The sequence below is a fragment of the Pseudomonas vlassakiae genome (genome assembly GCF_014269035.2).
Classification (GTDB): domain Bacteria; phylum Pseudomonadota; class Gammaproteobacteria; order Pseudomonadales; family Pseudomonadaceae; genus Aquipseudomonas; species Aquipseudomonas vlassakiae.
Genome location: NZ_JABWRP020000010.1, coordinates 175,600 through 194,141, shown reverse-complemented (window position 1 = coordinate 194,141; position 18,542 = coordinate 175,600). Strand labels below are relative to the sequence as shown.

The following is an 18,542-nucleotide window of genomic DNA, read 5'->3' as shown; positions in this document are numbered from 1 at the left end:
ATACAGCTTATACTTGGCGGTTTGTGTAAAGCCGCCGGCCGCCCATGGCCGGGATACTGGACCCTGCCATGCTACGAATCACCGAACTCAAGCTGCCCCTGGACCATCCCGACGAAGCCCTGCGTGATGCCATTGTCCAGCGCCTGGGCATCCGCGATGAGCAACTGCTCAGCTTCAATCTGTTCAAGCGCAGCTACGATGCGCGCAAGAAGAACAGCGAGCTGCTGTTCATCTACACCATCGACCTGGAAGCCAGCAACGAAGCCGAGCTGCTCAGCAAGTTCGCCGACGATCACAACATCAGCGTGGCACCCGACGTCACCTACAAGTTCGTCGGCCATGCCCCTGCCGACCTGCAGGAACGCCCGATCGTGGTCGGCTTCGGCCCCTGCGGTATCTTTGCCGGCCTGTTGCTGGCGCAGATGGGCTTCAAGCCGATCATCCTTGAGCGCGGCAAGGAAGTGCGCCAGCGCACCAAGGACACCTGGGGCCTGTGGCGCAAAAGCGTGCTCAACCCCGAGTCCAACGTGCAGTTCGGCGAAGGCGGCGCCGGGACCTTCTCCGATGGCAAGCTCTACAGCCAGATCAAGGACCCGAACCACCACGGCCGCAAGGTCCTGGAAGAGTTCGTCAAGGCCGGTGCACCGGACGAGATCCTGTACATCAACAAACCGCACATCGGCACCTTCCGCCTGACCGGCATGGTCGAGCAGATGCGCCAGGACATGATCGCCCTGGGCGCCGAAGTACGCTTCCAGGAAAAGGTCACCGACCTGCTGATCGAGGACGGACAGCTGACCGGCGTGGTGCTGGAAAGTGGCGAACAGCTGCACTCGCGTCATGTGGTCCTGGCCCTGGGCCACAGCGCCCGTGACACCTTCCGCATGCTGCACGCCAAGGGCGTGTACATGGAAGCCAAGCCGTTCTCGGTGGGCTTCCGTATCGAACACCCGCAAACGCTGATCGACAAGGCGCGCCTGGGCAAATACGCCGGTCACCCGAAACTCGGCGCCGCCGACTACAAGCTGGTGTACCACGCCAAGAATGGCCGTTCGGTGTACAGCTTCTGCATGTGCCCAGGCGGCACCGTGGTGGCCGCCACCAGCGAGCCGGGCCGCGTGGTGACCAACGGTATGAGCCAATATTCGCGTAACGAGCGCAACGCCAACTCCGGCATCGTCGTCGGCATCGACCCCGAGCGCGACTACCCGGGCGGCCCGCTGGCCGGCATCGAGTTGCAGGAGCGCCTTGAAGCCCATGCCTACGTGATGGGTGGCAGCAACTACCAGGCCCCGGCGCAGCTGGTGGGCGACTTCGTCGCCGGCAGGCCGTCCACCGCGCTGGGCAGCGTCGAGCCTTCGTACAAGCCGGGGGTGACCCTGGGTGACCTGGCGCCGAGCCTGCCGGACTTCGCCATCGAGGCGATCCGCGAGGCGTTGCCGGCCTTCGACCGCCAGATCAAAGGCTACAACCTGCACGATGCGGTGTTGACCGGGATCGAGACACGCACCTCATCGCCACTGCGCATTACCCGTGGCGCGGACTTCCAGAGCCTGAACCTGAAGGGACTGTTCCCGGCAGGTGAAGGTGCGGGGTATGCCGGGGGGATTCTCTCGGCAGGCGTGGACGGTATCCGCATTGCCGAAGCCGTGGCTCGCGACATGCTCGGCCTGTAAAGCTGCAGGCCTCTTCGCGGCGGTTCGACGCCTCGAAGAGGCCGATGCAGGAAAACAAAAAAACCGAACAGGCCTGGCCCGTTCGGTTTTTTATTGACCGCTACGATCAGTGCGAAACGCGGCTGGTACCATCGACGGTCATGATGCGCACGCGGTCGCCAACGCGGAAGATCTCGTTCTGCTGCACGGCTTGCACATAGGCGCGCATGCTGCCGTCGTCTTCACGTACAGTGATTTCCACGCCCTGGGTGCGGGTCAGGCCTTCTTCGGCAGCGGAACCTGCCAGGCCACCGGCCACGGCACCGATCACCGCGGTGACGATGCTGCCACGGCCACCGCCAATGGCGCTGCCGGCGACACCACCGACGATAGCGCCAGCACCACCACCGATCGGCGTCTTGGTGCCTTCGATCTTGACCGGGCGCAGGGATTCGATGGTTCCCATGCGCACGGTCTGCACGCGACGGGCCTCATCACGGGAGTAGCTGTCACCGGTCAGGCTCGAGGCACAGCCACCGAGCAGCAGCGACATGGTGGTGAACGTCGCCACCAGCAAAGCGGATTTACGCATGGGTACAGTCTCCAGAAAACAGGTGTCCATTAGACGCTACGCGTTGACAGCTGTCACGGCGCCCGCACAAAAAATAAAATTTCATTCAGCCCCTGTACAGCCTTGTACGGGCAGTAATGGGGGCGTTACAGATCAGACAGAGGATAGCCACGAATTACTTCATCAACTGTGAAGAAGTGTCGGCTTGAGGGCAACGGGGCTGCCTGACAGCCCCGTGGATGTCAGGGCGCCAGGCGCTCTCGCGTCCACTGCCCGTCTACCAGGCGGTAGTTCAGGCGGTCATGCAGCCGGCTGGCCCGGCCCTGCCAGAACTCGATCCGCTCAGGCAGCAGACGGTAGCCCCCCCAATGTTCCGGGCAATGCGGCTGGGTATCGGAGAAGCGCGCTTCGGTGGCCTTGACCAACCCTTCGAGCTCCTCGCGATTGGCAATCACGCGACTCTGCGGCGAGGCCCAGGCCCCCAGGCGGCTGCCCAGCGGGCGTACCTGGTAGTAGTCGTCCGACTCCTTGGCCGTGACCTTTTCCACTCGACCTTCGATCCGTACCTGGCGCTCCAGCGCCGGCCAGAAAAAGGTCATGGCAGCGAACGGGTTGGCCTGCAGTTGCTGGCCCTTGGCGCTGTCATAGTTGGTGAAGAAGGTGAATCCACGGTCATCAAGGCCCTTGAGCAGCAGCACACGACAGTGCGGGCGGCCTTCGCCATCGACGGTGGCGAGTGTCAGGGCATTAGCCTCCACAGGAGGCTGCTCGGTCTTCACCGCATCGGCAAACCACTGGTGGAACAGGGCGAACGGCTCACCCGGGGCCTGGGCTTCGGCCAGGCCATCACGGGTGTAGTCGCGGCGCATATCGGCCAGGGATTGGGTCATGGCTGCGTTTCCTTGACGATCAGTTGGTCTTCGCAGGGCTATTGGCCGCTACCTTCTTGTCAGTGGTAGCGGCTTTCTTGGCGGCCGGCTTGGCTGGCGCGGCTTTTTTCTTGGCGGTGGTCTTCGCTGCAGGTTTGGCAGCGGCTTTCTTCGCTGCTGGCTTGGCGGCCGCTTTCTTGGTTTCAACAGGCTTGGCGGCAGGTGCCTTGGCATCCTGCACGGCAACCATCGAAGCCGGGGTCGCAGCCGGGGCTGGCTGCTGATACTTGGCCAGCAAGGCAACCATGGTGTTCTGCGGCGTCAGCAGCATTTCCACGCGACGGTTCAGGGCGCGGCCTTCGGCGCTGTCGTTGGCGGCACGCGGCATTTCCGCGCCCATGCCCTTGAGCGACAGGCGGTCACGCTGCAGGCCACTCAGGCGGAAGATCGCCGATACCGAGGCGGCACGCTCCAGGCTCAGCTTCTGATTGGCAGCGGCAACACCACTGCTGTCGGCATGGCCAAGCACCAGCACAGCCGTCTTCGAGTCGCCTTCGACAGCCTTGGCCACGCGGGTGATCGGAGCGAGGGTCATCGGCAACAGCATGTTCGGGCGGTCCGGGTTGTACGAGCTGTCGACCGGGATGGTCACCACCAGCACGTTGTCGCGGCGCTCAAGCTCGAGCTTGCTGTCCTTGATCGCGTCACGCAGCTTGGGCTCGTACTGGTCCAACCAGGCCTGGGTGGCCTTTTCGTCGATTTTCGGCACGACCGGCCCTTTGGCCTGCTTGTCGTCACCGCCAAATGGCCACCACCAGTGGCTGGCGCTCTCGGACTTGGCGTCCGCCTTGGCGACTTTATCGGTGACCGCCGCTTTCACTTCCTTGTCAGCGACCTTGTCCGAACCGAACGGCCACCAGTTGCTGCCGCCATCCTTGGCGGCGTCCTGGGAATGGCTGGCGCAACCGGTCATAGCGGCCAGGCACAGGGCGAGAGCTAAGGTTTTATGTGAAGACATCAGCGATACACCATGAAATTGAAAGATATTTTGCCAACGCACTTCAGGCGTTGGCATTGAGGATAGTCAAAGGGGCTGCGTAATACCCGCTTTACCCGATCAAAGGCAAGTGCCAAGCACGCGTACCAGTTGCTGGGCTCTTGGGTCCATGAGCACGTAAGGGCCAAGGGTATTGACCACGAAGCCGAACGCCACGTCGTGCTCCGGGTCGGCAAAACCGACCGAACCGCCAGCACCTGGATGGCCAAACGCACGGGCGCCGAGGCCAAAGGTGGCGTTGGCCACATCGGGCTGGTCGAGCATGCAGCCCAGGCCGAAACGGGTCCGGGTCAACAAGGTACGGTCCTCGCCCAGGCTGTGTTCGCGGGTCAGTTCGTCGAGCAGTTCGGATTCGAGCAGGCTGCCATCGAGCAGGCCGGCATAGAAACCTGCCAGGCTGCGTGCATTGCCATGGCCGTTGGCCGCCGGCTGCTGCATGCGCCGCCATTCAGGCTTGTTGGTGCTGGTCAGGATGGCCGGCGGGTTGGTGAAGGCGCGAGTCGACAGCGCCGCGGGCTCACGCATGGTCACCTGCTGCAGGCGCTGGGCTGCGGCATCACCCGCGTTGCCCTTGCCACGGGCAATGTGCGCCACGCGGTGGAACTCTTCGTCGGCCAGGCCGACGTGGAAGTCCAGGCCCAGCGGCCGGGCAGTACGAGCGACGATTGAGTCACCCGGGCCGCGGCCATCGACGCGGCGGATCAGTTCGCCGATCAGCCAGCCATAGGTGATGGCGGCGTAGCCGTGTTCGGTGCCGGGCGTCCACCACGGCGTCTCGGCGGCCAGGGCATCGACCATGGCCTGCCAGTCGTACAGGGCTTCAGCCGGTAGCAGCTCGCGGATGGCTGGCAGGCCTGCACGGTGGCTGAGCAATTGACGCAGGGTGATGTTGTGCTTGCCGGCCTGGGCGAACTCCGGCCAGTAACGGGCCACCGGGGCATCCAGGGCCAGTTTGCCCTCACCCACCAGCTGCAACGCAGTCACGGCGGTGAAGGTCTTGGTGCAGGAAAACAGGTTGGCAATGGTATCGCTGTGCCAGGCCTGCTGGCCGTCCTTGTCGGCAGTGCCTGCCCACAGGTCGACCACGGTCTCGCCACCGACCTGGATGCACAGCGCAGCGCCACGCTCCTGGGGATCCTCGAACAGTGCCGCGAACGCTTCACGCACTGCTTCGAACTTCAGCTCATAGTGACCCTGGATCTGCACCCGCTGTTCTCCGTACGACCATGCTGACAAAGGCGTGCATTGTTTCAGTAGTTGGCGGTTTTGCCTACTGGGCGAAGCCGGACGGACGCTGCCGAAGCGGCAGGATCCAATGGGCCAGGGGCGCTGAACGCCCCCGGTAGAGATTCAGGGGGCTTTTTTCTCCAGTTCGCTGCGCAACTGACCAACGGCCTGCAGGTTGCTCTTGCGCACCGCCTCGACGAAACCCGGGTACGCCACATCGGTGATCGCCACCAGGCCCAGGTGGCCGTTCTCGCCATCGAGCAAGCGCCCGCTGGCCGGTTGGTCAAGGTATTGGAACCAGTGCGCGCCCACGATCATCGGCTGTGCCAGCGCGGCCTTGAGGAAGTTGCCATAGGCCGGCCCGCGGTCTTCTTCCCTGGCTACTTCCACTGGCCCTGGCCAGAACGGCCCGCGGTCGCGGGAACCGAACTGGAACTCGGACACCAGCACCGGCTTGTCAAGTTCGGCCAAGCGGGCAAAGTCATAGCCATCCTCGGGCTTGAGGGTATAGAAGTTGAAACTCAGGACATCGCAGAACTCGGCGCAGGCCTTGACCGCTTCCGGGGTGCTCACGGCATAGCGGCCACCCAGCAGCAGGTGGTTGGGTGCATGCCATTTCAGTGCGTCGGCGATGGTCTTGAAGTAGGTCTCGGCGAATACCTGCTGGAAATACTGGTAATCACGCTCGATTTCCGGGTGCTCGGGATTCGGCAGCGGGGCCTCGAAGCCTGGGTCTTCCATCAACTCCCAGGCCTGCAGGTCGATCCCCCAGGCCTTGGACAGCCCCTCCTGGTTGCGATACTTGTCGCGCAGCTGCTTGAGGAAAGCGCGCTTGGCCGGCACGTCGGTGGTCAGACGCAGTGTCCCGTAGGCCAGGCCATAGCGCGCCTTGGGGTCGTTGCCGGGTGCCGCCCAGGCCAGTTCGTTGTCGGCGAAATAGCCGATCAGCCAGGGGTCGTCACGGTGATCCCGCGCGGCAATGGCCACGGCGCGCTCCGTGGCCATGGCAAAGCGTGGGTCGAACGGGTCGGGCATGCGGCCCCACCAGTCCATACCGGTGCTGATGCTGGCATAGTCACCGACGATCGACAGCGGCAAGGTGTAGGGCATGCGTTTGGCCTGGCCGATGGCAGGGTCGCTCCAGTTGCCCAAGGTATTGAAGCCCCAGGCCTGCAGCCGGTCCAGCGTGTGGGCCTGCCACCGCTCGGCATCCAGTGCCAGCGCTGGGCACTCGGGTGTGGCCTGGCCTTGCACGGCAGGCGGGCAAGGTTTGCCATAGGTGCGCTGGATATTCGCGGCGTAGAAATCGAACCAGCGCCCTTGCTTGAAATTGCGCCCTTGCGACGAGGCGTTGCCATCGTCGTTATTGCCTTCACCATAAAAGGCCGTCAGCGCGTCGCCTTCACCTGGCAAGGCTTTGAACATCCCCTCGCGGCCGGCAACGTAGGTACGCCCGCCATCGGCGGCCACGGCATTGACCCCCAGCGAATAAAACGGGTGGCCTTCCGGTGTGACCAGGTACCAGCGGCCTGCGCGCTTCTCGGTGCGGAAAAAGCCCTTGGCGGCGAACGCCGGGCCGGCCAGCACGCCACCGTAGCTGTCCAGTTGCTGTTTCTCACGGTCAGCCAACCAGCTCTTGAGCTGCTGCTGTTCACGCGCGTCAGCCGCCTTTAGCTGCTCGTCACTGGTAATCTTCTCGGGCCAGTTGCCCCGGGTGGACTGGCCGTAGGCATCGATCAACGCGTGGTAGGCCGCCTGGTAGGCCTGGTCGTCGTCCTGGATGCCGACCTTTTCGATCAGCAGGTTCTGCGCCACCTTCGGGTTGGGTATGGTCAGGCTGACGGACACCACCTGCTTGAGATCCAGTTCACCGGCACTGCTGGTCAGCAGCAACCGCTGCCCGTCATAGACCCATGGCATCGGCGGGCCGGCCCGCATGCCCTGGCTCAACGGCGAACTGGCCGTGAGCGGAACCATGACGGTTTGCGCAGGCCCGGCAGGCAGGTCGATACGACTGGTCAGCGTGCGCCCGTCACTGCCGAGCAGCGTCACGTCGACGGTCAACGCCCAATCCTGGGCGCTTTGCATGCGCAAGGTGAGGTAACGCCCCGCCGACCAGTCCCACACGCCGCTCTGCGGGCTCAGGCGCAAGGTCGGCCGTTCGACCGGATTGAACACCACCCGCCTGAGCACCTCGCCCTCAGCCGTCTGCTCCGCATTGTACTGCGGCATGCCGGTGCCTTCGGTCGCCACATTGACCACCGAGGCCGGGCGGACGAAGCTGAACAGCGTCTGTTGCCCGGCCAGCAAAGGCGTGCTGAACAACAGCGTGAATACCACGGGCAAGGTGTGGCGGATCATAAGGCTGGGGCTCTCCTTCCAGGCCCTCATGGGCCCGCGGCTGAGTCATGGACAACGGGCCGGCGCATCGTGCGCCTGCCCTCAGGAAATCTCCCGCCGGAATGGCGGCAGCGCATTGAGAATAGCCTTGCCATAGCGCTGCGTGACCAGGCGCCGATCAAGCAAGGTGATGACGCCGCGATCCTGCTCGGTCCGCAACAGGCGACCGCAGGCCTGGATCAGACGCAGCGAGGCGTCGGGCACGGCAATCTCCATGAACGGGTTGCCGCCACGGGCTTCGATCCATTCGGCCAGTGCTGCTTCGACCGGGTCGTCGGGCACGGCGAAGGGGATCTTGGCGATGACCACATGCTCACAGTAGGCACCTGGCAGGTCGACACCCTCGGCGAAGCTGGCCAGGCCGAACAACACGCTGTGCTGGCCATCGTCGACCCTTGCCTTGTGCTTGTTCAAGGTTTCCTGCTTGGACAGGTTGCCCTGGATCAGCACCAGCTTGCGCCAGTCGCGGTCCAGGCCGTCGAACACTTCCTGCATCTGCTTGCGCGAAGAGAACAGCACCAGCGCGCCGCGGGCATCTTCGACGATGCCTGGCAGTTCGCGAATGATCGCCGCAGTGTGTGCCGCCGCGTCGCGCGGATCGGCCTTGAGGTCGGGGACCCGCAGCAGGCCGGCATCGCCATGCACGAACGGGCTGGGCACCACGCAAGTGACGGCATCGCGGGGCAGCCCCGAGCGCATGCGGAAACGGTCGAACTTGCCCAGTGCGGTCAGCGTGGCCGAGGTCACCAGAGCGCCATGGGCAACGCTCCAGAGGCTGCGGCGCAGCATGTCGGCGGCAAGAATCGGGCTGGCATTGACCTCGATGTCGAACAGCGCGCCGCTTTCGGCCAGGGTCAGCCAACGCGCCATGGGCGGGCTGTCCTCCGGGTCCTCGGTGGTGAACGCGGTCCACAGCTCCCAGTTGCCCTGGGCGCGAGTGACCAGGCTGCCGAACAGTGGGTACCACTCCTCGGCCTGGTGGCTGGCGATGCCGATGTTGACCTCGCCGTCCATGCCTTCCTTGAGCAGGTCGGCCAGGCGGGTGAACAGGTCATTCAGGCGGGCGAAGCCCTTTTTCAGCTCGATACCGACTTCGCGGATCTGCTCCGGCACCACGCCGCCCTCAAAGCGATAACGCGGACGCTCTCGGCCTTCGGTATCCTCGCTCGGGCGGAAATCGGCGACCTGCTCGCACAGGGTGAACATGAACTGCTGCTGGGTGCGCACTTCCCGCGCCAGCTCCGGCACCTGTTCGATGTACTTGCCCAGGTCGCCCGGCAAGGGGTGCTGGGCCAGCAACTTGGTGAGGTTCTTGGCAGTCTGCTCCAGCCAGTCGGCGGTGGAGCGCAGGCGCGAATAATGGGCGAAGTGGCCGATGGCCTTGTCGGGCAGGTGGTGGCCTTCATCGAACACGTACACCGTGTCGCGCGGGTCAGGCAGCACTGCGCCTCCGCCCAGGGCCAGGTCGGCCAGGACCATGTCGTGGTTGGTGACGATCACATCGACCTTGCCCATGCCTTCACGGGCCTTGTAGAACACGCACTGCTGGAAGTTCGGGCAGTGGCGGCCGGTGCACTGGCTGTGATCGGTGGTCAGCCGCGCCCAGTCCTGGTCCTCGATGGCCTCCGACCAGCTGTCGCGGTCGCCGTCCCAACGGTTGCCGGCGAGCTTCTCGATCATGCTGTTGAACAGCTTCTGGCTGCGCTCGTCAACCTCGATGTGGAAGCCTTCTTCCTCGAACAGCTGGGCAGTGGCCGACTGCGCGTGGCCCTCCTGCAGCAGGATGTCGAGCTTGGACAGGCACAGGTAACGGCCGCGGCCCTTGGCCAGGGCGAAGCTGAAGTTCAGGCCGCTGTTGCGCATCAGGTCCGGCAGGTCCTTGATGACGATCTGCTCCTGCAATGCCACGGTCGCGGTGGCGATCACCAGGCGCTTGCCAGCGGCCTTGGCGGCCGGGATCGCGGCCAGCGCGTAGGCGACCGTCTTGCCGGTACCGGTGCCCGCTTCCACCGCAACCACGGCGGGCTCGCCGGCGCGACGGCCTTCGTCGTCACAGGCGATGTCGCCGAGCACCTTGGCCACTTCGGCGATCATCAGGCGCTGGCCATACCGCGGCTTGAGGCCCTTGGCTTCGAGAAAACGCGTGTAGGCGCCCTGAATGGTGGCTTTGAGTTCGTTGCTGATCATGGTCTGCAGGCGCCCGGAGGGCTGGATATATTTTCAGTGTTTCGCATGGGGCGGCTATCATACCCCGCTATTGCCCTTTGTGCCGCATGGAGATCCCGGATGCTTGCCTTTGCCCTGCCCTACACCTTGCATGTCCTTGCCGCCCTGATATGGGTCGGCGGCATGTTCTTCGCCTGGCTGGTGCTGCGCCCGGCAACGGTTGCAGCCCTTGAAGGGCCTGCCCGCCTGCGCCTGTGGGTGGAAGTTTTCCGACGCTTCTTCGTCTGGGTCTGGCTGGCCGTGGCGATTCTGGCGATCAGTGGTATCGGCATGTTGCACATGCGTTTCAGCGGCTTCGAGACTGCGCCCAAATATGTACACGTGATGATTGGCGGCGGGATTGCCATGTTCGCGCTGTTCATGCGCATCCAGGCATTGCTGCTGCCGGAGCTCAAGGCGGCGGTACAGGCTGAGGACTGGCCGGCCGGCGCTGCGGTGCTCGGGCGGATTCGACGGATGGTGGGGATCAACCTGCTGCTGGGCCTGGCGGTCGTTGCGGTGGCCAGTTCCCGGCTGTTGATGTGAGGGGTTCTACGCGGCATTTTCAGTGCCTGTGAGATCGAGCGCCGCCCGCGCGGCGCTCGATCTCACAGGCCCTACAACTCTAAAGTCAGGCCCTCAGCCTCAGAGACGCTGTAAAATCAGTTCACCCTCGGCGCCTGCCAACCCAGGTCGCCCTTCCTGCCCCGGGCGGCCATTGGCTCCGGCGTCGGTGCGATACACCAGGCACCCCTTGCTCGCCCCGCCTTTACCGGCCTTGCCCGCCGCCCCGGGCTTGCCCGGCGCACCACCCTCCAGGCGTACCACGATGCGTTCCTGCGGGAACCCTTGCGGCAGGTTCAGGCGAATCCGCCCGCCGGGTGCACCGTCATGCCCGTTGCCACCATCATCACCATTCGCCCCTTTGCTTGCCTGGCCCCAGGCACAACCTCCCGCCTGGCCATTGGCGCCATCAAGGCCCATGTAACCCGGCGCTCCGGCGCCGCCACGGGCATCGATGGCCAGGCGTTCGGCGTCGACCTTGGCGAGGGTCAATTCCAGGCTGCGCCCGGAGCGGGCAGCCCGTTCGTAGGTACCGGGCGCCCCTGGCGCGCTGATCTCACTGCCCTCGCCCAGCACAGCATCACGTACCTCGATAAGCAGCGGTGTTTCGGCAGGCGCAATGGCAATCCGCGCATCGCGGCCCAGCTGCAGATGATCGACCTTCAGTTCGGTCAATGTGGACGGCAACAGCAAGGTCGCCGAATCCGCGACATTCAACTGCTCCAGGTGCACGCTGGCCGACTTGTTCGGCAGCCGCAACATCGAGTGCGAGGCAACCTCAAGGCTCTGCGCCTGTGCCACGGGCGCGGCCAATACCGCCAGCAACATCAATTTACGCATGGCGAGGCGCCTCCTGCGGACGGGGAATGGACATGACATGAAAAATACCGGTCAGCAGGATCTGCAACCGGTCGAACCAGCGATGGCTGCGGCCACGCAAGCTGCCATTGAAAAACAGCATTTCGAGAACATGCAGGCCCAGCACAAAAATGCCCAAGGCATTGATCAACAGATTCAACGGCAACGGTTGCGGCATCATCAGGTTGAACAGCACCACGCCCCAGAACGCCACGGTCAGGACCTTGCCCAGGCCCAGGATGAACTTCATACCCCGCCCCTACGTGTCTATTTATTGTTATGTCAACGCGGCCCGAGCAAGCGCGCCGCGCAGCCAACACTACCTGCATGCCCAGGCACGCGCCAGCACAGTCAGTTGAGGTGCAGGTCCACCCGTCGGTTGTGCGCACGCCCTTCATCGGTGGCGTTGTCGGCGATCGGCTCATGGGCACCACGGCCCTCGCTGGTCACCTTCTGCGGCGCCAGGCCCTGACTGATCAGGTATTCGGCGACACTGGCGGCGCGGCGTTCGGAAAGCGCCTGGTTGTAGTTGTCTGAGCCGACGTTGTCGGTATGCCCGACCACCTTGACACGCGTGACACCCAACTCGCTGAGGCGCGGCAGCAGGCTTTTCAGGCGTTCTTCGCTACCCGGGGTGAGATCGGCGGAATTGAACGCGAACATCACCTGGCCCTGGTCATCGAGGCTGATCACCTCAGGCTTGGGCTGTGGTGCGGGTTGCGCCGGCGGATACTGCGGCAGCGGGCAGCCCATGTGGTTCACCGCTGTATTGGCCGGGGTGTCGGGGCAGCGGTCGCGACGGTCGAACACACCGTCACCATCCTCGTCACCATCCTGGGCATAACAGATCAGCCCACCGGTGATCGCGCCGAGGGCGCCGAGGCCAGCCGCCCAGCTCGAGTTTTCGATGGCGCCAAGGCCACCCCCCACCGCGCCACCGAGCAGGCTGCAGACGGGCCACGTCCTTTGATTGAGGGGCGCACTGCCGTCACTGTGGGTGGCGCAGCCTGCAAGCAGGCTGGTAACCAACAGCAACGGCATCGCCGCCTTCGACATAACACTCATGATGAATGCTCCTGTGTCATCGGCCACCGCTGGCGGGATTGAAGATGCGCCCGCGCCACTTCACAAGGCGCGGGCGCCGTGACGTCAACGCTGGATCTTGATTTCGGTACGACGGTTCATGGCACGCCCCTCGGCCGTGGCATTGTCCGCCACTGGCTGGGTTTCGCCTGCGCCTGCCACCGAAACGAAGCTGGCGCGAGGCACACCGCTGTCGATCAGGTAATCGGTTACCGCATGGGCACGGTGCTCGGACAACTTCTGGTTGTACTTGTCGGAGCCCACGCTGTCGGTGTGGCCAGTCACGCTCAGACGGGCGCCCGGGGCCTCTTGCTTGAGGCGCGTGGCAACCGTGTTCAGGCGCTCCTTGTCGGCCGCAGTCAGGCGCGAAGAGTTGAATTCGAAGTGCACATCACGAATGACGATCACTTCTTCCTTCTGCACCACCACTTCCTCGACCACTGGTGGAGGCGGTGGGCAGCCATTGGCATCGACCTTCACGCCGTGCGGCGTACCCGGGCACTTGTCACGGCTATCCGGCACGCCATCACCGTCTTCGTCGCCATCGCCGTGAGCCCAGCAATAGCCTGCCGCCAGGCCACCGCCGAGCAGCGCGCCCCAGCCAGCCCAGCTGGAACTCTCGATGGCACCCAGGCCGGCACCGGCAACGCCCCCGACGGCAGCGCATTTCGGCCAGTCGGTTTTTTGCAAACCTGCACAACCAGTCAACACACTGGTGAGCAGTACCAGGGGTAACGCTGTGCGTACTATGCTCATTTTCGTAGCTTCTCCTAGGGGAATCGGCATAAGGCCGATCTCTGGGAGTAAAGACCGCGCAATCCATCCCTGCCAGCAACAAGCCACGACGCGGCCTCTTGCCTCTATGCCGGCGGGCAGCAGCCCGCTAGTCTTGGATGACTTGAACGAGGATTGGCAATGACCGACGGTTTTTCCCAGCGCACGCCGCAACAAGCCCTGGCCGCGCTGCTAGAGCGCTTCACCCCGCAGCGCCTGCTGCTGGTGGGCACCCGCTTCCCGGCCCTGGATGCCTTTGCCCAGGCGCACCCCCAGGTGGCCATCGAAACCTGCGCGCCGGGGCCATTGCCGGCAGCGCTGGCTGCGCAGCGCTTCGACCTGGCAGTGCTGGTGGACTGCCTGGAACACCTGCCCAAACGCACCGGCCTGCAATTGTTGGGCGGCATCCGCAACCTCAACGCAAGCCGGGTTGCAGTGCTGGCCGACCTGCCCGCCTGCGGTTGGCAAGACACCGATTTCTTTTCGCTGGCGCTGTCGGCCAGCGAGAAATTCCGCCGCGACGAGCAGGTGTTGAGCTTGTTCACCTATGATCTACATGACTACAAGCAGGTCCCGGACTGGCTCAACGCCAAGTTCTGGGCCAACCCTGAAAACTTCGGCAAGTATTGGTGGTGATGATGAGTGTCTCGGTTTGCCCTTGTGGCAGCGGCAACCTGCTCGACGCCTGCTGTGGGCATTACCATGCCGGCACTGCGGCTCCCGACGCCCAGACGTTGATGCGTTCGCGCTACAGCGCCTATGTATTGGGGCTGGTCGACTACCTGGTGGCCACTACCCTGCCGGCCCAGCAGGAGGGGCTGGACCGTGCCGCCATGGCAGCCTGGAGCGCCCAGAGCACCTGGCTGGGCCTGGAGGTGGAAAGCGCCGAAGTACTCGGCGGCCAGCCCGAACACGCCTTCGTGACCTTCACCGCACGCTGGCATGACCAGGCGGGCGACCATCAGCACCGCGAGCGCTCTGCTTTCGTGCAGCACGAGCGGCGCTGGTATTTCATCGACCCCACCGTTGCGCTCAAGGCCGGCCGCAACGACCCCTGCCCCTGCGGCAGCGGGCAGAAATTCAAGAAATGCTGTGCCAGCTACGTTGGCAGTTGAGCATGATTGCCGCCACCCGCCTGCTCTTGCTCGGCGCCCTGCTGGGGCTGCTGGCGGGCTGTGCGAGCTGGGGCGACGATGATACGCGCGAGCCGGAATTGCACCTGGACAAGGTGGAAACGGTAAAGGCGCGGCTGCTGCAGCAGGAATTCGTCCTGCACCTGCGCGTCGACAACCCCAACGACAGCCGCCTGTTCATTCGCAACCTGAGCTATTCGGTGTGGCTCGACGACCTGCTGCTGGCGCAGGACGAAGTGAGCCTCTGGCGCAGCGTCGGCGGGCATGCCCGGCGCACGTTCAAGATCACCGCGCGAACCAACCTGTGGCAGCACCTGAAGCCGTTGGCCAAGCTGCTCAAAAGCGGGCAGCCACTGCATTACCGCCTGCGGGGCGAGCTGGAGACCGGGCTGATCATCCATCAGGACCTGCACTTGTCGCGCAGTGGTGAGATAATCCCCGGCGATCTCATACCGGAGTAACCCTGCAATGACCCAGCAACCCCATGTTCATGGCCCGGACTGCAACCACGGTCACGATCATCAGCATGATCACGACCACGGCCATGTACACGGCCCGCACTGCAACCATGGCCACCAGGAGCCTGTGCGCAACGCCCTGAAGGACGTCGGCCGCAACGACCCGTGCCCGTGCGGCAGCCAGAAAAAGTTCAAGAAGTGCCACGGCGCTTGATGGCTGTAAGGCTGTAAGGCTGTAAGGCTGTAAGGCTGTAAGGCTGTAAGGCTTGAGAAAGCATCTGGGCTGACAAGTGCATGCCTGAAGCCCTCTGGCGCCTGTGAGACCGAGCGCCGCCCGCGCGGCGCTTCGCGGGGCAAGCCCGCTCCCACAGTCTGTTTCGGGCCAGTTACTTCTGCCTCCTCCGCACTCGTCCCCTTGGCGCATGGCTTGAAATAGATGAAGTAACGGCACTGTTCTCCTCAATATCGAAGGGAACAAACAAGGCGGGCAGCGGTGGCATCACAAGTGTAACTGGCCCGAAACAGACTGTGGGAGCGGGCTTGCCCCGCGAAGCGCCGCGCGGGCGGCGCTCGAACTCACAGGCGCTGAACATCTCAAGGCAGGCACATCTGCGTCCCCTTATTCCGCCTTGCAAGCACACTGAAAACCCTTTCGGCATGCTACCTTTAGCGCCTCTCACAACCCCGCCACGCCCTGCAGGAGCCCTTGTCATGGCCGCCCCCGTCCTTCCTCCCTTCCGCCTGCGGTTCAGTACCACCGCCACGCTGCTCGGCATGCTCGGGCTCGCCGGCTGCCAGATGGGTGGTTACCAGGACAGCGTGCCACCCTCCACCGGCGTTCAGCCACTCAAAGGCCTGGCGCAGAATGTTTCGGTCCGGCGCAACGCCATGGGCGCACCGCTGATCGAAAGCAGCAGTTTCCATGACGCGCTGTTCACCCTGGGCTATGTGCATGCCGGCGATCGCATCGAGCAAATGCTTGCCATGCGCCTGCTCGCCCAAGGCCGCCTGGCGGAGCTGGCCGGCAGCGAAGCGCTGGATATCGACCGGCTGATGCGCGCCGCTAACCTGAAGCAGAACGCCGCCCAGCAGTACGCCGATGCCTCGCCGCGTCTGAAGCGCTTCTTTGAAGTGTATGCCCGTGGGGTCAACGCCTACCTGTTCCGCTACCGCGACAAGCTGCCGGCCAACCTGGCCAGCAGTGGCTATCGCCCGGAGTACTGGAAGCCTGAAGACTCGGCATTGATCTTCAACCTGTATGCCTTCAGCCAATCGGTAAACCTGCAGGAAGAACTCAGCGCCCTGACCCTGGCGCAGAAAGTCGGCAACGACAAACTGCCCTGGTTGTTGCCCGGCGCACCGGACGAGCCGCTGGCAGAAGCCGAGGTGGAAAAACTCAAGGGCCTGAACCTGAGCAGCCAACTGCCAGGTTTGCCCGCGCTGGCAGCAGCCAGCCAGAAACTTGCCGATCTCGACCTTCTCGGCAGCCCCGGTTCGGCCAACCTGGCGCTGGGCCCGCAACGCAGCCGCAGCGGCAAGAGCCTGCTAGCCAGCGACAGCCGTGCAGCCTGGGCGCTGAGCCCGGTGCAGATCCACACCGGCAAGTACCAGGTCGCAGGCCTGTCATTGCCCGGCCTGCCCATCGTGCTGGCCGGCTACAACGGCAAGCTGGCCTGGAGCAGCAGCGCGGTGATGGCCGACAACCAGGACCTGTATCTGGAGCAGCTGCGCCACGCCGGCAGCCAGGTGACCTATCTGGCCGACGGCAAGTGGCTGCCGGCCCGCGCCCGCAGCGAAACCTTCTTCATCCGTGGCCAACGCCCAGTGCGCGAGGTGATGTACGACACCCGGCACGGCACCCTGCTCCCGCAGGCAGGCAGCGCCAGCCTGGGCCTGGCCCTGAGCCTGCCGCAACTCAAGGGCGACCGTAGCCTCGACGCGCTGTTCGACCTGACCCGCGCGCAGAATGTCGAGCGCGCCTTCGACAGCACCCGCGAAGTTGCCACTGCCGCGCTCAACTTCGTCTTCGCCGAGCCCGAGCACATCGGCTGGCAGGTCAGCGGCCGCTACCCGAACCGCCGTGAAGGCCAGGGCCTGCTGCCATCGCCCGGCTGGGAGGGTCGCTATGACTGGGATGGCTATGCCGACCCGATGCTGCATCCCTATGACCAGGACCCTGCGGCCGGCTGGATCGCCCATGCCAACCAACGCAGCCTGCCGCGTGGCTACGGCATGCAGCTGTCGAGTACCTGGTACTACCCTGAACGCGCCGAGCGCCTCGGCCAGCTGGCCGGCAACGGTCGGCACGACAACCGCAGCCTGATGGCCCTGCAGAACGATCAGGTGACGCTGCTGAGCGACAAGCTCAAGCAAATGTTCGACGCCCCCGGCATGGCCCAGCCGCTCAAGCAGGCGATCGACGCCCTGCCTGCATCCCAGCGTGACAAGGCGCGCGACACCCTGGCCCGGCTGAAGGCCTTCGACGGCCGCCTGAGCCCGGTCTCGGCCGATGCCGCGCTGTACCAGCTGTTCCTTCAGGAAGTGGCCCGGCAGACCTTCCTCGACGATCTCGGTCCGGAATCGAGCCCGGCCTGGCAAGCCTTCGTCAGCAACGCCCGCCTGTCGTACTCGGCCCAGGCCGACCACCTGCTGGGCCGCGACGATAGCCCGTTCTGGGATGATCGCACCACGCCGCAGAAAGAGGACAAACCGGCCATCCTCGCCCGCAGCCTGGCGGCCGCCGTGGATACTGGCACCGCGCAACTGGGCAGCGACCGACGCGCCTGGCAGTGGGGCAAGCTGCACCAGTACCGCTGGCCGGCCCCTGCTTACCACGGCCTGGGCGACCCACTGAGCCGCTCACCGATGGCGGCCGGTGGCGATTTCACGACCCTGGCCCTGACCCCTTACGCCTGGGGCAGCGATTTCAACACCCGCCTGCCGGCCTCGGCACGCATGATCGTCGACTTCGGCCAGGCCGAGCCGCTGCAGGTCCTGACCAGCAACGGCCAGTCGGGCAACCCGGCCAGTGCGCACTACAGCGACGGGTTGGACGCCTGGTTCAAGGGGCGGTTCATGAGCCTGCCGCTGCAGCCGCAGAACTTCGGGCGGGCCTATGGCAGCCAGCGGTTGACCCTGGTACCGGGCCGCTAGTGAAAAAAGCCGCCTGGACTGGCGGCTTTTTCTTTCTTGGGGACGTCAAGCCGTGACGACAGCGAGTTCGATTCGCTGACCGAGCACATGCAATGCATGCTCAACCTGCTCGATCTTCGAACGATGCAAGAGATCCACCAGGCGATCGACCTGAGGGCGATTGACGCCCAGACGCCGCGCCATCTCGGTCTTGCTCACTTTCTGCTCAACCATGGTATTCCACAGGGCTGCCTTCGCCGCCGTCAGGGCCGGCAAGCGTACGACAGGCTGGTCAGCCGATCGCTTGGCAGGTAGCGGTATCGCAATCTTCTGGTCGACATAGAATGAAAGTGCGGACTCCATGGCGTCTACAGCATCGAACAGCGCCTCTTCCTCGGTATCGCCTGCACTGGACATCTCAGGCACATCTGGGCAACTGATCCAGACACTGCCCGCCTCTCGATGAATGATTACTGGATAGTCAAAGGTCATGGTGTTCTCCCCTCATTTCAACATTCGCCCCGGCCCAGATCGTTGCGGACGATAAATGTGAGCC

The 18,542-nt window shown here is 64.3% G+C and carries 18 protein-coding genes; 7 read left to right on the top strand and 11 right to left on the bottom strand.

Going from position 1 to position 18,542, the window contains the following annotated elements; all coding sequences use genetic code 11:
- Positions 1-68 precede the first annotated feature (68 nt).
- The gene (locus HU738_RS15175) at positions 69-1,676 is read left to right on the top strand and encodes an NAD(P)/FAD-dependent oxidoreductase (RefSeq protein WP_186601378.1); all 1,608 of its coding nucleotides are present in this window, start codon (positions 69-71) and stop codon (positions 1,674-1,676) included.
- A gap of 106 nt (positions 1,677-1,782) precedes the next feature.
- Here HU738_RS15175 and HU738_RS15170 read toward each other — a convergent pair whose 3' ends face one another.
- From HU738_RS15170 to dinG, 6 genes are all read right to left on the bottom strand, one after another.
- Positions 1,783-2,247, bottom strand: coding sequence for an outer membrane lipoprotein (locus HU738_RS15170; RefSeq protein WP_054885828.1), 465 nt, complete (start codon positions 2,245-2,247; stop codon positions 1,783-1,785).
- A 221-nt stretch (positions 2,248-2,468) separates the two neighbouring features.
- The gene (gene pdxH / locus HU738_RS15165; protein ID WP_176507409.1) at positions 2,469-3,116 is read right to left on the bottom strand and encodes a pyridoxamine 5'-phosphate oxidase; all 648 of its coding nucleotides are present in this window, start codon (positions 3,114-3,116) and stop codon (positions 2,469-2,471) included.
- 19 nt (positions 3,117-3,135) lie between these two features.
- On the bottom strand, positions 3,136-4,113 hold the full coding sequence (locus HU738_RS15160; RefSeq protein WP_176507408.1) for an OmpA family protein: 978 nt from the start codon (positions 4,111-4,113) through the stop codon (positions 3,136-3,138).
- A gap of 99 nt (positions 4,114-4,212) precedes the next feature.
- Entirely contained in the window at positions 4,213-5,358 is a 1,146-nt protein-coding gene (locus HU738_RS15155) for a serine hydrolase domain-containing protein (protein ID WP_186601377.1), read from the bottom strand.
- A 144-nt stretch (positions 5,359-5,502) separates the two neighbouring features.
- The gene (locus tag HU738_RS15150) at positions 5,503-7,740 is read right to left on the bottom strand and encodes a beta-galactosidase (RefSeq protein ID WP_186601376.1); all 2,238 of its coding nucleotides are present in this window, start codon (positions 7,738-7,740) and stop codon (positions 5,503-5,505) included.
- Positions 7,741-7,821: 81 nt separating this feature from the next.
- Positions 7,822-9,966: an ATP-dependent DNA helicase DinG gene (dinG, locus tag HU738_RS15145; protein ID WP_099815178.1), complete on the bottom strand. Its 2,145-nt coding sequence runs from the start codon at positions 9,964-9,966 to the stop codon at positions 7,822-7,824.
- Between the two features lie 99 nt (positions 9,967-10,065).
- Here dinG and HU738_RS15140 point away from each other — a divergent pair, with 99 nt between their 5' ends.
- The gene (locus HU738_RS15140) at positions 10,066-10,530 is read left to right on the top strand and encodes a CopD family protein (protein WP_176507404.1); all 465 of its coding nucleotides are present in this window, start codon (positions 10,066-10,068) and stop codon (positions 10,528-10,530) included.
- 99 nt (positions 10,531-10,629) lie between these two features.
- On the opposite strand, the gene HU738_RS15135 is transcribed toward HU738_RS15140, so the two are convergent.
- The 4 genes from HU738_RS15135 to HU738_RS15120 form a co-directional block, all read right to left on the bottom strand.
- Positions 10,630-11,388, bottom strand: coding sequence for a collagen-like protein (locus HU738_RS15135; RefSeq protein ID WP_186601375.1), 759 nt, complete (start codon positions 11,386-11,388; stop codon positions 10,630-10,632).
- Complete coding sequence (locus tag HU738_RS15130) at positions 11,381-11,656, bottom strand: DUF1145 domain-containing protein (protein ID WP_176507402.1); 276 nt, start codon at positions 11,654-11,656, stop codon at positions 11,381-11,383. The genes HU738_RS15135 and HU738_RS15130 overlap by 8 nt, the downstream gene beginning before the upstream one ends.
- A gap of 101 nt (positions 11,657-11,757) precedes the next feature.
- Positions 11,758-12,471, bottom strand: coding sequence for a PA1041 family peptidoglycan-binding anchor lipoprotein (locus HU738_RS15125; protein ID WP_186601374.1), 714 nt, complete (start codon positions 12,469-12,471; stop codon positions 11,758-11,760).
- Between the two features lie 84 nt (positions 12,472-12,555).
- Positions 12,556-13,245, bottom strand: coding sequence for a PA1041 family peptidoglycan-binding anchor lipoprotein (locus tag HU738_RS15120; protein ID WP_186601373.1), 690 nt, complete (start codon positions 13,243-13,245; stop codon positions 12,556-12,558).
- 159 nt (positions 13,246-13,404) lie between these two features.
- Between HU738_RS15120 and HU738_RS15115 the strand changes: the two genes are divergently transcribed.
- The 5 genes from HU738_RS15115 to HU738_RS15095 all read left to right on the top strand — a co-directional run bounded on the left by HU738_RS15115 (position 13,405) and on the right by HU738_RS15095 (position 18,007).
- Positions 13,405-13,899 (top strand): DUF6231 family protein, encoded by a 495-nt coding sequence (locus tag HU738_RS15115; RefSeq protein ID WP_054885839.1) that lies wholly within the window; start codon positions 13,405-13,407, stop codon positions 13,897-13,899.
- A gap of 2 nt (positions 13,900-13,901) precedes the next feature.
- Positions 13,902-14,378, top strand: coding sequence for a YchJ family protein (locus tag HU738_RS15110; protein WP_186601372.1), 477 nt, complete (start codon positions 13,902-13,904; stop codon positions 14,376-14,378).
- A gap of 2 nt (positions 14,379-14,380) precedes the next feature.
- A complete protein-coding gene (locus tag HU738_RS15105; protein WP_054885841.1) occupies positions 14,381-14,857 on the top strand; it encodes an LEA/WHy family protein in 477 nt (158 codons plus the stop codon).
- A 7-nt stretch (positions 14,858-14,864) separates the two neighbouring features.
- Positions 14,865-15,068, top strand: coding sequence for an SEC-C metal-binding domain-containing protein (locus HU738_RS15100; protein WP_060486211.1), 204 nt, complete (start codon positions 14,865-14,867; stop codon positions 15,066-15,068).
- Positions 15,069-15,565: 497 nt separating this feature from the next.
- Positions 15,566-18,007 carry a penicillin acylase family protein gene (locus HU738_RS15095; protein WP_186601371.1) on the top strand — a complete coding sequence of 814 codons (2,442 nt, stop codon included), beginning with the start codon at positions 15,566-15,568 and terminating at the stop codon, positions 18,005-18,007.
- Between the two features lie 45 nt (positions 18,008-18,052).
- Here HU738_RS15095 and HU738_RS15090 read toward each other — a convergent pair whose 3' ends face one another.
- Positions 18,053-18,478: a type II toxin-antitoxin system HicB family antitoxin gene (locus HU738_RS15090; RefSeq protein ID WP_186601370.1), complete on the bottom strand. Its 426-nt coding sequence runs from the start codon at positions 18,476-18,478 to the stop codon at positions 18,053-18,055.
- Between the last annotated feature and the right edge of the window lie 64 nt (positions 18,479-18,542).

Excerpts from the sequence above, each read along its gene's own strand:
- HU738_RS15175 (WP_186601378.1), top strand. The coding sequence starts at position 69 with ATGCTACGAATCACCGAACTCAAGCTGCCCCTGGACCATCCCGACGAA.
- HU738_RS15170 (WP_054885828.1), bottom strand. The coding sequence starts at position 2,247 with ATGCGTAAATCCGCTTTGCTGGTGGCGACGTTCACCACCATGTCGCTG.
- pdxH (WP_176507409.1), bottom strand. The coding sequence starts at position 3,116 with ATGACCCAATCCCTGGCCGATATGCGCCGCGACTACACCCGTGATGGC.
- HU738_RS15160 (WP_176507408.1), bottom strand. The coding sequence starts at position 4,113 with ATGTCTTCACATAAAACCTTAGCTCTCGCCCTGTGCCTGGCCGCTATG.
- HU738_RS15150 (WP_186601376.1), bottom strand. The coding sequence starts at position 7,740 with ATGATCCGCCACACCTTGCCCGTGGTATTCACGCTGTTGTTCAGCACG.
- dinG (WP_099815178.1), bottom strand. The coding sequence starts at position 9,966 with ATGATCAGCAACGAACTCAAAGCCACCATTCAGGGCGCCTACACGCGT.
- HU738_RS15140 (WP_176507404.1), top strand. The coding sequence starts at position 10,066 with ATGCTTGCCTTTGCCCTGCCCTACACCTTGCATGTCCTTGCCGCCCTG.
- HU738_RS15135 (WP_186601375.1), bottom strand. The coding sequence starts at position 11,388 with ATGCGTAAATTGATGTTGCTGGCGGTATTGGCCGCGCCCGTGGCACAG.
- HU738_RS15130 (WP_176507402.1), bottom strand. The coding sequence starts at position 11,656 with ATGAAGTTCATCCTGGGCCTGGGCAAGGTCCTGACCGTGGCGTTCTGG.
- HU738_RS15125 (WP_186601374.1), bottom strand. The coding sequence starts at position 12,471 with ATGAGTGTTATGTCGAAGGCGGCGATGCCGTTGCTGTTGGTTACCAGC.
- HU738_RS15120 (WP_186601373.1), bottom strand. The coding sequence starts at position 13,245 with ATGAGCATAGTACGCACAGCGTTACCCCTGGTACTGCTCACCAGTGTG.
- HU738_RS15115 (WP_054885839.1), top strand. The coding sequence starts at position 13,405 with ATGACCGACGGTTTTTCCCAGCGCACGCCGCAACAAGCCCTGGCCGCG.
- HU738_RS15110 (WP_186601372.1), top strand. The coding sequence starts at position 13,902 with ATGAGTGTCTCGGTTTGCCCTTGTGGCAGCGGCAACCTGCTCGACGCC.
- HU738_RS15105 (WP_054885841.1), top strand. The coding sequence starts at position 14,381 with ATGATTGCCGCCACCCGCCTGCTCTTGCTCGGCGCCCTGCTGGGGCTG.
- HU738_RS15100 (WP_060486211.1), top strand. The coding sequence starts at position 14,865 with ATGACCCAGCAACCCCATGTTCATGGCCCGGACTGCAACCACGGTCAC.
- HU738_RS15095 (WP_186601371.1), top strand. The coding sequence starts at position 15,566 with ATGGCCGCCCCCGTCCTTCCTCCCTTCCGCCTGCGGTTCAGTACCACC.
- HU738_RS15090 (WP_186601370.1), bottom strand. The coding sequence starts at position 18,478 with ATGACCTTTGACTATCCAGTAATCATTCATCGAGAGGCGGGCAGTGTC.